Below are 18,483 nucleotides of genomic sequence, written 5' to 3' on the forward strand. Positions count from 1 at the left end.
CGGGTGCCCTGGCCGTGGTCCCCGGTGGGGTGAGGGCGTCCCTGAGGCCCGGCGGGACACCCTCACCCCGTTGGCCGGGGCGTCGCGCTCCATCGTCCGCGACGCCCCGGCCGGCTCAGGCCGGGCTGCCGGTGACCGTGCTCCCGGACTTCGTGATCCGGTACGTCTTCTGCGTGCCGCTCCAGAAGTGGAAGGTCAGCGTGACCGGGCCGTCGTTGACCTCGGCGAAGAACTCCGGCTTCAGCAGGATGGTGTTGGCGGTGTAGTCCGGCTGGAAGTGCGTCCAGAACTCCTTGTAGGAGGTCCAGTTGGCCGGTCCGGCGCCGCTGCCGTCGGCGTACTTGGCTTCCATGGTGGCGAGCTGGTCGCCCCGGAACTGGGTGGGGATGGCGAACGAGGCGGTCGTCCCGCTGGCCGCCGACTGGGTCGGCGGGTCGTAGGAGATGATGCTGATCTGCCAGGGCACGCCCTGGGAGAAGCGGGCCTCGATGGTGGCGTTGACCCCGGCGGCGCGGTTGCCGGCGAGCCGGGTCAGTGCCGACGCGGTCAGCGTCAGCGTGCTGCCGGAGACGGTGTAGTCGGTGCCGGCGACCAGGTTGGTGCTGCCCTGCCGCAGGCCCTGCAACGACGTGCCGTTGAGGTTGAGGGTGAGCGACTTGGCGGTGATGGTGCCGCTGCGCGGCAGGTAGACCTGGTCGGAGGAGGCGGTGGCCGAGCGGGTGGTCAGGTTCGCCTTCATCAGGTCGTAGATGCCCTGGTCCCGCCACTGCAACGTGGTGCGGTTGAGGAACGAGCCGGCGTCCCAGAGCATGGTGGTGAGGTTGCGGGTGCGGGCGTGGTAGCCGACCGCCTCGAAGAACTTCAGCAGTTCGCCGCGTTCGATGATGCCGGGCCGGGTGTAGTCGTAGCTGAGCAGCGCCCACTCCCCGATGATCACCGGGATGCCCCGGGCGACGAACGAGGCGCGGGCCCGCTCGAAGGTGCCGACCAGGTCCTGCTCGACGTTGCTGTCGTAGCGGGTGCCCCCGGCGATGTTCACGCTGAACGGCCAGTACCCGTAGAAGTGGATGGTCGCGGCGATGTTGGGGTCGCGCAGCTGGCTGATCGTGGTGTTCAGCGCGTCCATCCGGGCCTGCTCGCCGCTGGTGTGCAGGGTGGGCAGCACCAGCAACCGGGTGGCGTTGCCGCCGCCGGACTGGCGGATCAGGCGGACGAACGCCAGGTGCAGCTCCCGCAGCACCTCGTCGCCCTGGGCGTCGTCGGCGGTGCCGTTGAACTGCGGCTCGTTGATGTTCTCGAACACCAGCTTGGCCGAGTGGTCGCGGAACGTGGTGGCGAGCTGGGTCCACAGCGCGGTGTACCTGTTCATGACCGTGGTGCGGTCGCCCGGGTAGCCGTTGAGCCACTGCCAGGAGTCGTGATGCAGGTTGATCATCACGTAGAAGCCCTCGGCCAGCGACCAGTCGACCACCTGGCGGACCCGGGCCAGCCAGACCGGGTCGATGGTGTACGTCGGGGCCGGCCCGGTGTGGTCGCTCCAGGTCACCGGCAGGCGGATGCTGCGGTAGCCCTGTGAGCGCACCTGCCGCAGCAGGGCCTGGGTGGTCAGCGGGTTGCCCCACGCGGTCTCGTCGGGGATCGCGTCGAGGGTGTTGCCCAGGTTCCAGCCGGGCTGCATCGCGGCCACCGCCGCCATCGGGTCGCCACCGGGTGACGGTGACGGCGAGGTCGTCGGCGAGACCGTCGGGGAGGGGGAGACCGTCGGGGACGGCGGCGCGGTGGTGCCGGTCGGCGTCGGCGTGCTCACGCTCCCGGTGCAGGCGACCCCGTTGAGGGTGAACGAGGTCGGTACCGGGTTGCTGCCCGTCCACGAACCGTTGAAGCCGAAGGAGACGGTGCCGTTGGTGGCGATCGTCGCGTTGTAGCTGAGGTTCTTGGCGGTGACCTGGTCGCCGGCGGCGGTGGTCGTCACGTTCCACGCCTGGGTGACGCGCTGGCCGGCCGGGAAGGTCCAGGCCAGGCTCCAACCGTTGACCGCGTCACCGAGGTTGGTGACCTGGACGTCGGCGGTGAAACCGCCCTGCCACTGGGCCGGCACGGTGTACGCCACCCGGCAGCCGGCGGCGGCCTGGGCGTTGCCGGCGACCATCAGGCCCGCCAGGAGCAGGGCGGCGAGGGTGCCGGCGAGCAGGCCGGCCCGCTGTCGCATTCGTCGGAGGTGCTGGGTACTCATCAGGGGAACTCCTCGCCGGGATGGCACCTGTGGAGGGGGGTCGTCGAACGTCCCGTCGGCCGGGCGGCCCGGCCGGAACGGAGCGGGTGCGGACGCTGCCCAGGACGTCCGCGATGAGTGGCGAGGCTCCCGCCTGGAAACGATCGGATGCTGATCCCGGAAAGTTTCCGCCGCAGACCTTACAAGTATCGGTCGACGTGCGTCAATGACCGGGGCGGACCGTCCGCCGGGCCCGCCCGCCGGTCGTGACCTGCCGCTCTGTTCCGAGTGGACATCGAATGCTTTCCGTGGCTGATGGAAATTTTCCGCTCCGGTCCCGCCGCGCACCCGGAGGGCTGACGTCGGCGGTCGGTTATCCTGGGCCCCCTGAACGATGCCGGCGGTCGGCGCGACGGTGCCGGCGGCCCGGTCGCGCGCAGCTGCCGGGCGTGACCGGCAGCCACCGCCGGGGAGGAGGCCGGGTTGAGTCACGTCGAGTCGGGCGGTCCGGGCGGCGAACGGGCGTCGCTGGCCGTTCCCACCAGACCGGTGACGATCGCGGCGATCGCCGCGTCGGCCGGGGTGTCGGTGCCGACGGTGTCGAAAGTGATCAACGGCCGGTCCGGCGTCGCGGCGGACACCCGGGCCCGCGTCGAGGCGGCGATCAGCCGGCACGGCTACCGCAGGGCCACCCCGGTCACCCGCAGCAACATGCTGGAACTGGTCTTCGACGAGATCGAGGACATGTGGGGCCTGGAGATCATCCGGGGGGTCGAGCGGGTGGCCCGGCTACACCGCGTCGGAGTCGTCCTCACCGAGTTCGGGCCGCAGCGCAACGCGATCCGGTACTGGATCGACGACACTCTCGCCCGACGGCCGGACTGCCTGGTCATGGTGGCCCAACTCGACGCGGAACAGCACCGGCTGCTGCGTGCCCGGGGCATCCCGTTCGTGGTCTTCGACCCCACCACCGAGCTGCCCGAGGACGTCCCGTTCGTCGGCGCGACGAACTGGGCCGGCGGCCGGTCGGCCACCCGCCACCTGATCGGGCTCGGGCACCGGCGGATCGCGATGATCGCCGGGCCGGAACACGTCCTGTGCTGCCGGGCCCGGTTGGACGGCTACCGCTCCGCCCTGGAGGCCGCCGGGCTGCCGGTGGCGTCCGACCTGGTCCGGTACGCCGGCCTGACCGACGCCGACGGCCGGGCCGCCGCCCTCGACCTGCTCCGTCGCCCCGACCGCCCGACGGCGGTGTGCACCGGCAACGACCTGCAGGCCGTCGGGGTCTACCAGGCCGCCCGCACGCTCGGGCTGCGGATCCCCGCCGACCTCAGCGTCGTCGGCTTCGACGACCTGCCGGTGGCCACCCTGGTCGACCCGGCGCTGACCACCGTGCACCAACCGCTGCGCGAGATGGCGGTCACCGCCACCGAACTGGCCCTCGCCCTCGGTCGGGGGGAACCGACCGGCCAGGTCCGTCTGGAACTGGCGACCACCCTGACCGTACGCCACAGCACCGCACCACCGCCCGCCTGACCGGAGCCGGGTCGCCGCCGCCCGGGTCCACGACGGACCCCGGCCGGCGCGGGGCGTCACAGCCCGGCGCAGGGGCGCTCGTCGACCGTGCAGCCCTGCGGCGCCTTGGTGACCGGGTCGGCGGTGCGGACCTCGAAGCGGACGGCCTGCGTCCCGCCCGCCGCGACGGCCGGGCCGCTGAAGGTGACCGACTGCCCGTCCTGCCGCCAGTCGGCACCTGTCACCTCCGCCGCCGAACTGCCCGGGGGCAGCGTGACGACGACCGTCCAGCCGGTGGCCCGCGTCCCGCCCGGGTTGGCGACCACCACCTCCCCGGTGTACCCGAAGACCCGGGTCGACACCGTCGCGTACCGGGCCTGCAGCGGCTCCGCGACCGCCGGGGTCGGGGTGGGGGTGCGCGACGGGGTCGGTGACGGCGACCGGCTCGGCGTGGCGCTGCGCGACGGCGGGGCCGACGTCGGGCGTGCCGACGCGGCGGAGCGCGACGGTCCCGGCGTGGCGCTCGGACGTACCGACGGCGGCACCGGGGCCGCCACTGTGGGTTCCTCCCGATCCTGCGGCAGCAGGGCCCACCCGGCCAACCCGAGCGCCAGCACCGCCGCGCCCGACCCGACCACCACCCAGCCGGTGCGGCCCCGGGTCGACGGGCGGGCCACCTCGGCCATCAGCGCCACCGGCAGCACGGCCGTCGGCGCGGCGTTGTCCCGCCGCAGGTCGACCTCCCGGAAGGCCAGCCAGTCGAGCAGCGCGGGCAGGCGTCCGGCCAGCGACTGCCGGTAACACTCCTCGCGGCGCGCGCCCTGCCCGACGGACCACCCGCCCTGCTGCACGGTCTCCCGGACGGTCACCCGGCAGCCCTCGCCGGTGGCGGTGACGACGCAGGTCAGCTCGGTGTGTCGGACCCCCTCGACACACCGTACGACGAGCAGTTCCGGCTCCCGCCGGCGGACGGCGGCGATCTCGACGTCGCCGTCGAAGCCGGGCAGCCCGGCGGTGCCCACCCGCCACCGGCCCGGCCGGTCGGGCACCGCCTCGGCCTCGGCGAACCAACGGGCCAGCAGCGCCGGATCGGTCACCGCGTGCCAGACCCGGTCAGCGGGGTGCAGCAGGTCGACCTGCGTGCCGATCTCGATCACGGCGAGAGACTCTACGGCCCGCCCGCTCCGCCGGTGAACCTGGTCGCCACGATCGACCCAGCTCACTGCGGTACGACTTGACGAAACACATGTTATCGCTCACAGTCGATGTCGAGGACCACCGCACCTGATGGCTCACCGGGCGAGCCGTGCTGGTCGAGCCTCGGATCGCGACGTCCCCCCCAGGGCATGTGGGACGTCGGGTCAGGACTTTCCATCAGCAGCTGCCGGCGACGGCGTGACCGGCCCCGACCAGGGGTGGGGCGACTCCGTCGACGGCCGGCCCGGTCTCCTCGAAGGAGGATCATGGCGCCCTTTTCGGGAGGCGCTGCGCCGTTGCCCGCAGCCGGTGATCCTCGCGCCGACCCGGGCTGCGGCCCCGGCGTCGAGGTCACCGAGTTCGTCGGCTGGCACGGACCGCGACGGGGGCGTCACCGACGGTCCCTCGTCCGTGCCGGGTACGGCGGCCACGATGGTGCGTCCTGGCCGGCCGGACGGCGGACCCCGCAGGCCGGCACGGCCCACCGCACCGGGAACCGGGCACCTCAGCACCACCACCGCTGCACCCACCTCGAAAAGGATGCGACATGAGACCCAAGAGAGCCCTACTGGCCACGGCGACCCTCGCCGTGGCCGGCGCACTCACCGTCGGGATGACGTTGGCGATGGCCCCCGTGGCCAGCGCCGGGACGACCCTGCGGGCGGCGGCGGCCGAGAAGGGCCGCTACTTCGGCGCGGCTGTCGCGACGGGCAAGCTGTCCACCAGCACCTACACCACCGTGCTCAACCGTGAGTTCAACTCCGTCACGGCCGAGAACGAGATGAAGTGGGACGCCACCGAGCCGTCCCAGGGCCGGTTCGTCTACACCGGCGGCGACCGGCTGGTCAGTCACGCCCAGGCCAACGGCATGGGCGTGCGTGGCCACGCGCTGCTCTGGCACCAGCAGGAGCCGGGCTGGGCGCAGAGCATGTCGGGCAGCGCCCTGCGCAGCGCGATGATCAACCACGTCACCCAGGTCGCCACCCACTACCGGGGCAAGGTCTACGCCTGGGACGTGGTGAACGAGGCGTTCGCCGACGGTGGCAGCGGTGGGCGTCGTGACTCCAACCTGCAGCGCACCGGCAACGACTGGATCGAGGCGGCGTTCCGGGCCGCCCGCGCCGCCGACCCGGGCGCGAAGCTCTGCTACAACGACTACAACACCGACGGGATCAACGCGAAGTCGACCGGCATCTACAACATGGTGCGGGACTTCAAGTCCCGGGGCGTGCCGATCGACTGCGTCGGCTTCCAGTCCCACCTGGGCACCACGATCGCGGGCGACTACCAGGCCAACCTCCAGCGCTTCGCCGACCTGGGCGTGGACGTCCAGATCACCGAGCTGGACGTGATGACCGGCGGCAACCAGGCCAACATCTTCGGCACGGTCACCCGGGCCTGCATGGCCATCTCGCGGTGCACCAGCATCACCGTGTGGGGGGTGCGGGACTGCGACTCGTGGCGCGGCTCCGACAACGCCCTGCTGTTCGACTGCAACGGCAACAAGAAGCCGGCGTACGACTCGGTGCTGAACGCGCTCAACGCCGGTACGGGCATCCCGAACCCGACGACCACGCCGCCGAACCCGACCACGACGCCGCCGAACCCGACGACCACCCCCCCGAACCCGACGACGCCGCCTCCGGGTGGGTCGGGGTGTTCGGCGTCGGTGTCGTTGAATTCGTGGACCGGTGGTTTCGTGGCCACGGTGAAGGTGACGGCGGGTTCGTCGGGTACGCGTGGGTGGACGGTGAGCATGACCCTGCCGGGTGGGTCGAGTGTGACCGGGACGTGGTCGGCGACGGCCAGTGGTAGTTCCGGGACGGTGCGGTTCACGAACGTGGACTACAACGGTGTGCTCGGTGCGGGTCAGTCGACCGAGTTCGGTTTCCAGGGCAACGGTAGCGGGGCGGGGATGACCCCCACCTGCACCGCCAGCTGAGCACCACCGCCAACTGAGTACCACCGCCGCCGGCCCGACCCGGGCGTACCGGGTCGGGCCGGCGGTGCATCACCACCACCCGCCGGCCGGCGCGTCGCGCCGCCGGACCATCGTCGGCCAGCCCCGGACCGGGCCAGTCCGGACCGCCGTCCCGCGCGTCGGAACAGCCCGCCGTCCGCCGCTGACCACCGATTCCGACAGAGGAACCGTCGATGAAACCCAGACTCGCACTGCTGGCCGCCGCGCTCGCCACCGCCCTGGCGACCGTCACGGCCGTGGTCACGGCCCCCAACCCGGCCTCGGCCGCGACGCTGACCCAGGTGACCAACTTCGGCACCAACCCGACCAACCTGCAGATGCACCTCTACGTGCCCGACCGGGTGGCCGCCCGGCCGGCGCTGCTGCTGGCCCTGCACTACTGCACCGGCAGCGGCCCGGCGCTGCACACCGGCTACGGGCTCAGCTCGCTGGCCGACCGCTACGGCTTCATCGTGATCTACCCGTCGGTGACCCGCAGCAGCAAGTGCTGGGACGTCTCCTCCCCGCAGGCGCTGCGGCGTAACGGCGGCAGCGACCCCGTCGGCCTCAAGTCGATGATCGACTACGTGCAGAGCCGCTACCCGGTCGACGCGAACCGGATCGGCGTCGCCGGGTTCTCCTCCGGCGCGATGATGACCAACGTGATGGCGGGGGTCTACCCGGACGTCTTCAACGCCGGCGTCAGCTCCTCCGGCGTCCCGTTCGGCTGCTTCGCCACCACCAACGGCTCGGAGTGGAACAGCGACTGCTCCGGCGGGCGGATCGTGAAGACTCCGCAGCAGTGGGGTGACCTGGTCCGCAACGCCTACCCCGGCTACACCGGCAAGCGGCCCCGGATGCAGATCTGGCACGGCACCACCGACACCACGCTGAGCTACGTCAACTTCGGCGAGCAGGTCAAGCAGTGGACCAACGTGCTCGGTGTCTCGCAGACCCCCAGCTCCACCGACTACCCGCAGACCAGCGCCACCCGCACCCGCTACGGCGGCACCGGTGGCACGCCGCCGGTGGAGGCGATCAGCTTCCAGGGCTACGGGCACTCCATCCCGTTCGACGCCGCCCAGGCCGTCCGCTTCCTCGGCTTCGACAGCGCGAGCCCCACCACGCCGCCGCCGAACCCGACCACGACGCCGCCGAACCCGACGACGCCACCGCCGAACCCGACCACGCCACCGCCGACGACTCCGCCGGCCACCGGCGGATGTTCGGCGTCGGTGTCGTTGAATTCGTGGACCGGTGGTTTCGTGGCCACGGTGAAGGTGACGGCGGGTTCGTCGGGTACGCGTGGGTGGACGGTGAGCATGACCCTGCCGGGTGGGTCGAGTGTGACCGGGACGTGGTCGGCGACGGCCAGTGGTAGTTCCGGGACGGTGCGGTTCACGAACGTGGACTACAACGGTGTGCTCGGTGCGGGTCAGTCGACCGAGTTCGGTTTCCAGGGCAACGGTAGCGGGGCGGGGATGACCCCCACCTGCACCGCCAGCTGACCGACGCGACCGACGGCTCCGGGCGGCGCACCCCCCGCAGAGGTGCCCGCCCGGAGCCCGTCGCACCCGGAACACTCCGGGCGACCAGCGACAAGGCGCAGGGCCGGGGAGCGAACCCGACCCTGCGCCTCTGCTCACCGGCGCAGGCGTCCCCGCCGCGTCACACCGGCGTCCGTCGCCACTGCTGGTTGGTGCCGGTGCCGCAGGTCCACTGCACGACCTGCACCCCGTCGGTCAGCCCGGCGTTGAGCACGTCGAGACACTTGTTGCTGTGCCGGGCCACCAGCTGCACCCAGCCGTCACCGACGTCCTGGAGCCGCCACTGCTGGTTGGTGCCCCCGTTGCAGGTCCACTGCACCACCCGGGCGCCGTCGGCGGTCGTGCCGGCGCCGCCGTAGACGTCGAGGCACTTTCCGCTGTTGACGCTGACCACCGTGGACCAGCCGCCGCCGACGTCGGAGAGCCGCCACCGCTGGTTGGCCTGACCGTTCGCGGCCCACTGCACGACGTTCGCGCCGTCGGTCGTGGCGGCGTTGCTGACGTCCAGCAGCTTCGCGCTGTGCCGGGCAGTCAACGTGGCGGTCGTCGGGGTCGGGGTGGTGGTCTGCGGGGTCAGCCGGTAGAGCCCGGCGCCGTGGGCGGGCAGCGCGCGGCTGAACGTCCCCGTCGAGGTGCCCAGGGCCGCACCGGACCACAGATCGGTCGCGGTGGCCGAACCGATGCCCAGCTCGGCGAGGTTCAGCGACACGGTGGCCGTGGCACCCTCCCGGTTGAACAGTGCCACGTACCGGTCCGTGCTGTCCGGCACGTCGGCCACCCACACCTGCCGGGTGCCGCCGGTGAGCTGCCGGTTGTTGGCGCTGCGCTGGTCGACCGCCAGCACCGCGCTGTTGGTCATCAACGCCAGCTCCGCCGGCCGGTTCTCCACCAGGTTGCCGCCCCACATCAGCGGGGCCCGGTTGATCACCCACAGCGACATGAGGGTGCGCTGCTCGTCCGCGCTGAGGTTCGAGTAGCGCGGCGAGCCGACCGGGCCGTACTTCGACAGCCGGCCGATCGGGATCATGTCCGGATCGGGCCAGGCCCCCGTCCTGCGGTACGGCGTCCAGTTGCGCAACTGGTCGAACAGCGCGTCCACCGACGACCAGTTGTCCCACAGGTCGTTGACGATCCGCCACATGTGCGCGTTGCTCTGCACGTGCGGGCCGGCGGACAGTGGCGTCGCCCCCGGCGACAGGCTCAGCACCATCGGCCGGCCGCTGCGCCCGATCGCCGTCCGGTAGCCCTCGACCTCCGCCTGCCGGTACGTCGGCGCGGCGATGTCGTCGATCTTCACGAAGTCGACGCCCCACGCGGCCAGCAACTGGAACACCGAGTCGAGGTACGCCTGGGCGCAGGGGTTGGCCATGTCCAGCCCCCACATCAGGTTGAGCCAGGCCGCGCTGTTGCCGGCGTCGATCTGGTTGGCCCGGCACGAGGTGCCCAGGATCGGCACGTTGTCCGCGACCGCCTGCCGGGGGATGCCCCGCATCAGGTGGACGCCGAACTTCAGCCCCTGGGCGTGCACGTGGTCGGCCAGCGGTTTGAACCCGTTGTCGCCGGCCGCCGACGGGAACCGGGTGGTGTCGGGCAGCAGCCGCCCGTTGGCGTCCATCCGCAGCCGGGGTTGCAGGTTGGCGTCCTGGTTGGGGCTGCCGTTGTGCTGCCCGGGGAAGTACCAGGCCCAGTCGACGACGATGTACTGCCAGCCGTACTGGCGCAGGTTCGCGCCCATGTAGTCGGCGTTGGCCCGGACGTCGGCCTCGGTGACGCTCCAGTTGAACGAGTCGTAGCTGTTCCACCCCATCGGCGGGGTGTCGGCGACCCCGTTGTCCCACGCCTGCGCCGGCTGCGGGGCGGGGGTGCCGACCAGGCCCGTCATGAGCAGGAGGACGACGGCGAGCAGGACGGCCGCCCGTCGGGTCGCCGGGTGGATGACACGCTGGTGCATCGGACCTCCTCGACCATCGGGTCAGCGGTAGCCGGCGGCGGTGATGTTGGCCTGTACCGCGTTCTCGGTGGCGTCGGACGGATAGCCGGCGACCATCGCCCCCTCGTAGAAGGTGCCGACGCTCTGGTTGGTGTTGTCGATGCAGCAGTCCCCGCCGCTGCCCAGGATGATCGCGCCCTGCTTGCGCATCGGGCTGTACCCGCGCGGCAGCGACCCGTCGTAGAGGGTGTAGAGGCTGCCGGACTGGGCGTTGCTGCCCTTGATGGCGAACCGGGAGGTGCCGTTGTTCTTCAGGGTGGCGGTGACGAACTTGCTGGTGAAGGCCCGCTGGTTGGAGTTCCACGAGCTGCTGCCGCCGGGGTAGAGGCCGTACTCCAGGTCGGCCTGCACCCACGGGCCGGAGCCGGAGCAGCCACCGAACCAGCAACTGGTGCCGAAGTAGATCGCGTCCATCGCACCCGCGCCGTCGGCCCGCCTGGTGGTCTCGCTGTTGCCGTAGTCGAAACAGCAGCCGCTGTTGACGTGGGTGCCACTGGTGACCATGTACATGCCCTCGGGCGCGGCACCGGTCGGCACCCCGGTCAGGTGCCCGTCACGCCAGTAGCTGCTCTTGCCGGGGATGTAGAGCGAGTAGACCTTGTCCCCGCCGACCGTCACCGACTCCTTGTTCGCGACCGCCGGCTGCACGGCGCCACCGACGCCGCCGGCACCCTGGTAACCGAGGTTGTTGCCGCGTCCGGACTGGTCGAAGATGATCGTGATGACGCAGGTGGTGTTCGCGCAGAAGCTGTCCTGGCTGGCGGCGTTGGCCCGCCCGCCCGGCGACAGCACCCCGATGTTGCGGGTGGTGTTGTCCGAGGACCGGCGCACCTGGTAGAGCGAGCCGTTGTAGGCGGCGTAGAGCGCCCGGGTGGTGCTGTGCGCCGCGATGCAGGCGGTGCCGCCGGCGGCGTAGATGTCACACGGCTGGCTGGTGGCGGGCGGCGGGGTGGTCGGTGGCGGGGTGGTGGGCGGCGGCGTGGTCGGCGGGGGCGTGGTCGGCGGGGGTCCGGTGGTCGGGTTCACCCCGCCGGTGCAGGTGGTGCCGTTGAGACTGAACGCGGTGGGGGCGGGGTTGCTGCCGGTCCACGCCCCGTTGAAGCCGAAGCTGGCGCTGCCGTTGGTGGGGATCGCGCCGTTGTAGCTGGCGTTGGTGACGGTGACCTGGGCGCCGGCCTGGGTGTAACTGCCGTTCCAGAGCTGCGTGATCGTCTGCCCGGCGGCGTAGCTCCAGGTCAGCCGCCACCCGTCCACCGGGTCGCCGAGGTTGGTGATGGTGACGTTCGCGCCGAAGCCACCCTGCCACGACGAGCTGACGGTGTAGTTCACCTGGCAGCCGGCGGCGGCGGCCGAGGCCGAGGTCTGGGTGGCGGCGGCGGTGACGAGCAGGAGCGCGGTGGCGGTGGCGGCGACCAGCGCCGGCCGTCGGCGGAGGAATCGGTTTTCTCGCACGGGATCTCCTGGTGGTGGACGGATGGTGCGGTACGCCCCGGCGGCCGGGTCACCCTCCGCTGCCGCGCGGGGACGACGACGGGGTGACCCGGCCGTGGCGGGTCAGCCGGTCGCGCAGGTCGCGCCGTTGAGGGTGAACGTCGCCGGGGCGGTGGCGTTGCCGGTGTGGGTGGCCTGGAAGCCGATCGTCGTCGACGCCCCCGGGGCCAACGTGCCGTTGTAGCTGACGTTGGTGGCGGTGACCTGGCCGCTGCTCGGTGCGTAGCTGGCGTTCCAGCCGCCGGTGATGACCTGCCCGGCGGGCAGGGTGAACCCCAGGGACCAGCCGTTGAGCGTGGTGCTCCCGGTGTTGGTGATGGTGATGCTCGCGGTCAGCCCGTTGTTCCACGCGCTGATCGTGTCGCTGACCCGGCAGGCCCCCGACTGCGGCGACGACGTCGGCGTGGGCGTCGGCGTGGTGGTCGGGGTGACCGTCGGGGTCGGCGTGGGTGTGGCCGTCGGCGTCGGGGTCGGGGTGGGCGTCGGGGTGGCCGTCGGCGTGGGGGTCACGGTGGGGGTGGGCGTCGGTGCGGTGCCGTCCAGGCCGAGGAAGGTGATGGCGTACCCGAGCTGGCCGGCCATCGGCAGTTGGTGGCCCACCCCGGCGATGCTGATCCCCTCGACCGGGGACTGCGGGCCCGTCCCGCCGTACCGGGTGCGGGTCCAGGACGACTGCGGGCGGTCGGTGGCGGTGGGCGTGGTGCTCAACCCGTGCAGGTTGGTCCACTGCTTGATCTCTTCACCGAAGTTGGGGTACGCCAGGGTGGTGTCCGTGACGCCGTGCCACAGCTGCATCCGGGGATAGCGGCCGGTGTACCCGGGGTACATCGCGCGGGCCTGGTCGCCCCACTGCTGCGCCGTCTTGATCACGGTGCCACCGGAGCACCTGCTGTTCCACAGTGACCCGTCGGTGGTGGCGAAGCAGCCGGCCGGCACCCCGGAGAACGCCGACGCGGCGGAGAAGACGTCGGGGTACTGCGCGGCGAGCACGTTGGTCATCATCGCGCCGGAGGAGAAACCGGAGACCACGATCCGCGCCGGGTCGACGGCGTAGCGCTGGCGGGCGTACGCGACCATGGACATGATCCCGGTCGAGTCGCCGCCGCCGTTGCGGGTGAGTGCGGCGGGGGTGGAGACGTCGAAGCAGTTTCCGCTGCGGGTCGCCTCGGGCACCACGATGAGGTAGCCGTAGCGGTCGGCGGCGGTCACGTAGTCGTGCCCGTTGCCGTTGAAGATCCCGCTGGCCGAGCCGCCGCAGTAGTGCACCAGGAGCAGCAGCGCCGGTCGGGCCGCCAGGGTGTTCGGGGCGTACATGTACATGTTGAGGTTGGTGGGATTGTTGCCGAATCCCGTCACTCTGGTCAGGGTCGCCGCGCTCGCGGGCTGTGCGGTCACCAGGACGGTGGCTGCCGCGAGACCGAGGACGACGGCTGCCAGCGCTGCGCGCAGACTGCCCTTCATCGATGGCCTTTCTTCCAGGGTGGGAGCGCCGCGCCGGAGGTGTGCGGTACGGGCGTCACGCCGCCGTCGGCCGGACCCGGGATCGGAAGGAAGGTCACCGGGCGGTCCGAGGTCGTTCCCGAGAATTGACGATTGTCGTTACGTTAACGTTAACAGTGACCGCTGTCCATAGCTGGTGGGCGCGGTGCGGCGTCGGCCTGGTCGGGGCCGGAGGTGGCGGCGGTGACGACGGCGGCGCGGCCGACCGGTCACCCGGGTGGTGCGACGCTGTCCCGGGTGATCAGGGTGGGGGAGACGGTGCGCCGCAACCGATGGTCGACGCCCGCGTCGATCTGCGCGAGCAGCAGGTCGAGGCTGGCCTCAGCCACGGTGTCGAAGTCCGGCCGGACGGTGGTCAACGGCGGGATGAAGTATGCAGCGTCCGGCACGTCGTCGAAGCCGACCACGCTGACCTGCTCCGGCACCCGCCGACCATGTTCGTGCAGCGCGTGCAGCACGCCCAGCGCAAGGTCGTCGTTGGCCGTGAAGATCGCGGTCACCTCCGGGGTCCGGGCCAGCATCTGCCCGCAGCGGTATCCCGAGGCGGCGGACCAGTCGGCCTGGAGCACCGGCGGGATCTCCGCGCCCGCCGCCTGCAGGGTCTCCCGCCACCCCACGATCCGCCCGGCACTGTCGAACCAGTCCGCCGGGCCCGACACGTGCCAGACCGTGCGGTGGCCCGCATCGAGCAGGTGCCTGGTGGCCAGCCGGCCCCCCTCCACCTGGTCGATGGTGACCAGCGGCACCGGTCGCCGGGGATCACCGTCCACGGTGACCAGCGGAATGTCGGTGGGCAGGCACTCCAGCGCCTCACCGGCCGACTCGACCGGCGCGATCACCACGATCCCGGCGACCCGGTGGGCGAGGTGCCGCTCGACGACGGCGGTGATGGAGGTGCGGTCCAGGTTGCGCACGCTGCCCACACTGACCGCGAATCCCGCCTCGGCCGCGGCGAGTTCGAACGCGGACAGCAGGGAGGCCGGGCCGTAGAGTGTGGTGTTGAGCGCCACCACACCGAGCACCTGGGACCGCCCGGTGACCAGGGTGCGGGCCGCCCGGTTCGGCCGGTAGCCGAGTTCGCTGATCGCGGCCTGGACCCGCAGGCGGGTCTGTTCCCGTACGTGTGGATGGCCGTTGAGGACCCGCGACACGGTCTGGTGGGACACTCCGGCGAGGCGGGCCACGTCTCTCATCGCTGGAGCGCGCACAGTCATCCCACACCTCTCGGTCCGCCCCGCAGCCCGTTGCCGGCGCAGCGGCCCGGCCCGGCGTCCGGGCAGGGACGACGGACACGAGGCATGGGCGCACACGCCGTGGACAACGCTGGATCAGCGAGAGTCTACGCGGCGTGTCGCCCAGGAGGGGTCGGTGACGCGGCCGAGTGTCGTCCGCGTGCCGTGATATTCGTCATCACGGAACGCGGGCGGCGGGCGAACTGGCGGTGACGGCTGGCCTGGTCCCTCCCTGGGTCCTCGCGGGTGCCCGGCCCGCGTCGCGCCGGGCCGGCCGACCTGTGGTGCTGCGTGTCCTCGACAGGCGTGCCGGGGGCGCGTCGACGGTGCGCCACAGGTGGGGAAACCGCGCCCCGCCGACCCGCCGTATCGATCGGATCGGATGCTACTCGAAACCGTTCGGTAACGACAAGGACAGGTTTCTGCGATCCGCCCACGTCACCGGGCCGGCTCAGTTGCCGTACGCGACGGCGGTGCTGTCCCGCACCACGAGCGTGGTCGCCAACTCCACCCGGGTCTGGGCGAGGCGCTCGTTGGCGGCCATGGTCAGCACCATCCGGGCCGCGGCGGCGCCCATCTCGGTCAACGGCTGCCGCACCGAGGTCATCGGCGGCCCGCAGAACATGGTGTACGGGATGTCGTCGAAGCCCACCACGCTGAGGTCCCGGGGAATCCGTCGGCCGGCCAGCCGGGCCGCCTCGTAGACCCCGAGCGCCTGCAGATCGTTGCCGCACACGATCGCGGTCGGCGTCGGGTCCTGCCGGAGCAGTTCCTGGCCGTGGTTGAGGCCGTCCTCGAAGGAGAACCAGTGGCCGTGGCGCAGCCAACGCGCGGGTAGTCCGACGCCGGCCGCCTCCAGGGCCGCCCGCGCGCCGTCCAGCCGGGCCTTGGCGCAGAGCCGTTCGGTCGGTCCGGAGATCACCCCGATCCGGCGGTGGCCGAGGTCGAGCAGGTGCCGGGCGGCCTCGAAGCCACCGCTCCAGTTGGTCGAGGTCACCGACGGGACGGCGTGCAGCGGCGGCTCTCCGGTGGGGTCGAGGACCACCAGCGGGATCGCGCTCGCCGCGAGCAGGGCGTGTTGTTCGGAGGTGAAGCCGAGGTGGACCGCGATCACCCCGGTCGGGCGGCGGGACAGCAGGTCGCGGGCCCAGAACCGGCCCTCCGAGACCTGCCGGCGGGCGTCGGTGAAGCCGACGGCGAACCGGTGCGCCCCGGCCACCTGCTGCACGCCCTGCATGATGGTCACCGCCAGGTTGCTCTGCATGCCGTAGAAGACCACCTCGATGCTGGCGTGCGGGGTGCCCAGTTCCGGGCGGCGGTAGCCGTGCTCGCGCAACAGCGCCTCCACCCGGGCGCGGGTCTCCGCCGCGACCCCCGAGCGGCCGTTGAGGACCTTCGACACGGTGGGTGCCGACACGTCCGCCAGCTGGGCGATGGTGGTCAGCGTGGGTTCGCGCCGTCGGCGGCTGCGCCGCTGCGGCCCGGTCGCCCGACCTGTCACCGTGGTGGGGACGGGTACCGGGGCGTCGCGGGTGGGGTCGACGGGGACGGGCCGGGCGTCGCCGGCCGGGGTGGGCGGTGCCGGCGGACGCTCGTGTTGCCGCCGTACGGTGTCGAGCAGTCGACTGCGGACGGATTCGGCCTGCCGCGCGGCGGTCGGTCCGGCGGGCACCGTTTCGGTGAGGTGGCGTCGCCGCCCGGACACCGGATCGATGCCGGCGTACACCCGCACCCGCAGGGAGCCGCTGGGTAGCTCCTCGATCTCACCGCGGGCCCGTCGACCAGGTCTGGAGCCAAATGGCATGGAGCTATCGTATTCGATGTCAGGCGCGTCGATGGCTCCATGATGGCTCCATGACCACGGATGCCGCCGCGGTCTCCGTCCCGGCGGCGGAGCCGTGGACCATGGATCGATCCATGGAAGCAGTTGAATACCTCGAAACGCTTCCGTAACATGAGGGGCCATTGTTAGCGCTCACACCGGGTGGTCGAGCGGACGGATTCTCGCGTCCCGCGCAGGCTCCGGCCGGGGCGGCGCCACTGATTGGAGACCTCGTGAAGCGATTCGTGCGGGCCCGGAACTGGGGGCGGGCGGCAGCGGCCGGCCTGCTCCTGGCGGGCGTCCTGGTGGGCGTACGCGCCCCGATGGCGCAGGCGTTGGACAATGGGGTGGCGCGGACGCCGCCGATGGGCTGGAACAGCTGGAACACGTTCGGCTGCAACATCAACGAAACCCTGATCCGGCAGATGACCGACGCCATGGTCAACACCGGCATGAAAGACGCCGGCTACCAATACGTCGTCGTCGACGACTGCTGGATGAACCCCAACCGCGACTCCGCCGGCAACCTCCAAGGCGACCCCACCCGCTTCCCCTCCGGCATGAAAGCCCTCGGCGACTACATCCACGCCCGCGGCCTCAAATTCGGCCTCTACCAAGCACCCCTCGACAAAACCTGCGCCCAATACTTCAACTCCTACCCCGGCGCCACCGGCAGCCAAGGACGCGAAGCCCAAGACGCCCGCCAATTCGCCGCATGGGGCGTCGACTACCTCAAATACGACTGGTGCTCACCCACCGGCACCATCGACGACCAAACCCGCGCCTTCGCCAAAATGCGCGACGGCCTCGCCGCCACCGGCCGACCCATCGTCCTGAGCATCAACAGCAACAGCATCCACTCCAAAACCGGACCCCAACGCGACTGGGGCGACGTCTCCAACATGTGGCGCACCACCGAAGACATCACCAACACCTGGAACAGCGGCCAAACCAACGGCTACCCCATGGGCATCCAAAACATCCTCGACGTCACCATCCCCCTCGCCGCCCGCGCCAAACCCGGCGCCTTCAACGACATGGACATGATGGAAGTCGGCCGCGGCGGCATGACCGACACCGAAATGCGCTCCCACTTCGCCCTCTGGACCATCCTCGCCTCACCCCTCATCGCCGGCAACGACCTCCGAAACATGAACACCGCCACCCAAACCATCCTCAAAAACACCAACCTCATCACCATCAGCCAAGACCCCCTCGCCCTCCAAGCCACCCAAATCTCCTTCGACGGCACCCGCCGCGTGCTGGCCAAACGACTCGCCAACGGCGACGTCGCCGTCGCCCTGTTCAACCAAGGCACCTCAACCACCACCATCACCACCACCGCCGCCGCCATCGGCAAGTCCGGGTCCTCCTTCACCCTGGTCGACGCCTGGACCAATGCCAGCACCACCAGCACCGGCACCATCTCGGCCAGCGTGCCGTCGCACGGCACGGTGGTCTACCGGGTCAGCGGCGGTGGGACCGCCCCGCCGACGACGCCGCCGCCGTCCACGGCGAACGCGCTGTCCAGCGTCTCCTCGGGTCGCTGCCTGGACGTGCCGCAGAGCAACACCGCCAACGGCACCCAGCCGGTGATCTGGGACTGCAACGGGGCGGCCAACCAGCGCTGGACGGCCAACGGCCAGACCCTCCAGGCCCTCGGCAAGTGCCTGGACGCGCCGCTCAACGCGACCGCCGGCGCCAAGGCCCAGATCTGGGACTGCAACGGCGGCACCAACCAGCAGTGGACGTTCAACGCCAACGGCACGATCAGCAACGTGCAGTCCGGCCTGTGCCTCGACGTGAACAACAACGGCACGGCCAACGGCACCACCGTGCTCCTGTGGACCTGCACCGGAGCGTCCAACCAGCGGTGGAACCGGATCTGACCGGACGTCGTCGGCCACCCGGCACCCCGGGTGGCCGACGACCGGTGGTTGCCGGGCCCGGACGGTGTGGTGCGGGCACCGTCCGGGCCCGGTCCTTCGACGTCCCCCCGTCGAGGTGGCGGTGGGCG

At 71.4% G+C, this 18,483-nt stretch carries 11 protein-coding genes; 4 read left to right on the forward strand and 7 right to left on the reverse strand.

Features of this window, described 5'->3' with window-relative positions:
- Positions 1–115: 115 nt before the first annotated feature.
- Entirely contained in the window at positions 116–2,233 is a 2,118-nt protein-coding gene (locus ACWCHM_RS08920; RefSeq protein WP_454222044.1) for a cellulase family glycosylhydrolase, read from the reverse strand.
- A 462-nt stretch (positions 2,234–2,695) separates the two neighbouring features.
- On the opposite strand from ACWCHM_RS08920, the gene ACWCHM_RS08925 reads away from it, so the two are divergent.
- Positions 2,696–3,748 carry a LacI family DNA-binding transcriptional regulator gene (locus tag ACWCHM_RS08925; RefSeq protein WP_454222045.1) on the forward strand — a complete coding sequence of 351 codons (1,053 nt, stop codon included), beginning with the start codon at positions 2,696–2,698 and terminating at the stop codon, positions 3,746–3,748.
- Between the two features lie 56 nt (positions 3,749–3,804).
- Here ACWCHM_RS08925 and ACWCHM_RS08930 read toward each other — a convergent pair whose 3' ends face one another.
- Entirely contained in the window at positions 3,805–4,884 is a 1,080-nt protein-coding gene (locus ACWCHM_RS08930; RefSeq protein WP_454222046.1) for an SRPBCC family protein, read from the reverse strand.
- A gap of 587 nt (positions 4,885–5,471) precedes the next feature.
- Between ACWCHM_RS08930 and ACWCHM_RS08935 the strand changes: the two genes are divergently transcribed.
- Together ACWCHM_RS08935 and ACWCHM_RS08940 are read left to right on the forward strand one after the other, a co-directional pair.
- Positions 5,472–6,866, forward strand: a complete 1,395-nt coding sequence (locus ACWCHM_RS08935; RefSeq protein WP_454222048.1) for an endo-1,4-beta-xylanase — start codon at positions 5,472–5,474, stop codon at positions 6,864–6,866.
- Positions 6,867–7,078: 212 nt separating this feature from the next.
- Positions 7,079–8,392, forward strand: a complete 1,314-nt coding sequence (locus ACWCHM_RS08940; protein ID WP_204961969.1) for an extracellular catalytic domain type 1 short-chain-length polyhydroxyalkanoate depolymerase — start codon at positions 7,079–7,081, stop codon at positions 8,390–8,392.
- 160 nt (positions 8,393–8,552) lie between these two features.
- Here ACWCHM_RS08940 and ACWCHM_RS08945 read toward each other — a convergent pair whose 3' ends face one another.
- The 5 genes from ACWCHM_RS08945 to ACWCHM_RS08965 form a co-directional block, all read right to left on the reverse strand.
- A complete protein-coding gene (locus tag ACWCHM_RS08945) occupies positions 8,553–10,382 on the reverse strand; it encodes an RICIN domain-containing protein (protein ID WP_454222049.1) in 1,830 nt (609 codons plus the stop codon).
- 21 nt (positions 10,383–10,403) lie between these two features.
- Positions 10,404–11,873 carry an arabinofuranosidase catalytic domain-containing protein gene (locus ACWCHM_RS08950; RefSeq protein WP_454222051.1) on the reverse strand — a complete coding sequence of 490 codons (1,470 nt, stop codon included), beginning with the start codon at positions 11,871–11,873 and terminating at the stop codon, positions 10,404–10,406.
- Positions 11,874–11,975: 102 nt separating this feature from the next.
- Positions 11,976–13,373 (reverse strand): extracellular catalytic domain type 1 short-chain-length polyhydroxyalkanoate depolymerase, encoded by a 1,398-nt coding sequence (locus ACWCHM_RS08955; RefSeq protein ID WP_454222052.1) that lies wholly within the window; start codon positions 13,371–13,373, stop codon positions 11,976–11,978.
- A 248-nt stretch (positions 13,374–13,621) separates the two neighbouring features.
- Positions 13,622–14,605 (reverse strand): LacI family DNA-binding transcriptional regulator, encoded by a 984-nt coding sequence (locus ACWCHM_RS08960; protein WP_204961965.1) that lies wholly within the window; start codon positions 14,603–14,605, stop codon positions 13,622–13,624.
- Positions 14,606–15,095: 490 nt separating this feature from the next.
- Positions 15,096–16,448, reverse strand: coding sequence for a LacI family DNA-binding transcriptional regulator (locus tag ACWCHM_RS08965; RefSeq protein ID WP_454222053.1), 1,353 nt, complete (start codon positions 16,446–16,448; stop codon positions 15,096–15,098).
- Between the two features lie 341 nt (positions 16,449–16,789).
- On the opposite strand from ACWCHM_RS08965, the gene ACWCHM_RS08970 reads away from it, so the two are divergent.
- Positions 16,790–18,355, forward strand: coding sequence for a glycoside hydrolase family 27 protein (locus ACWCHM_RS08970; RefSeq protein WP_454223045.1), 1,566 nt, complete (start codon positions 16,790–16,792; stop codon positions 18,353–18,355).
- The last annotated feature ends 128 nt before the right edge of the window (positions 18,356–18,483 follow it).

This window comes from Micromonospora sp. SCSIO 07396 (genome assembly GCF_053667945.1).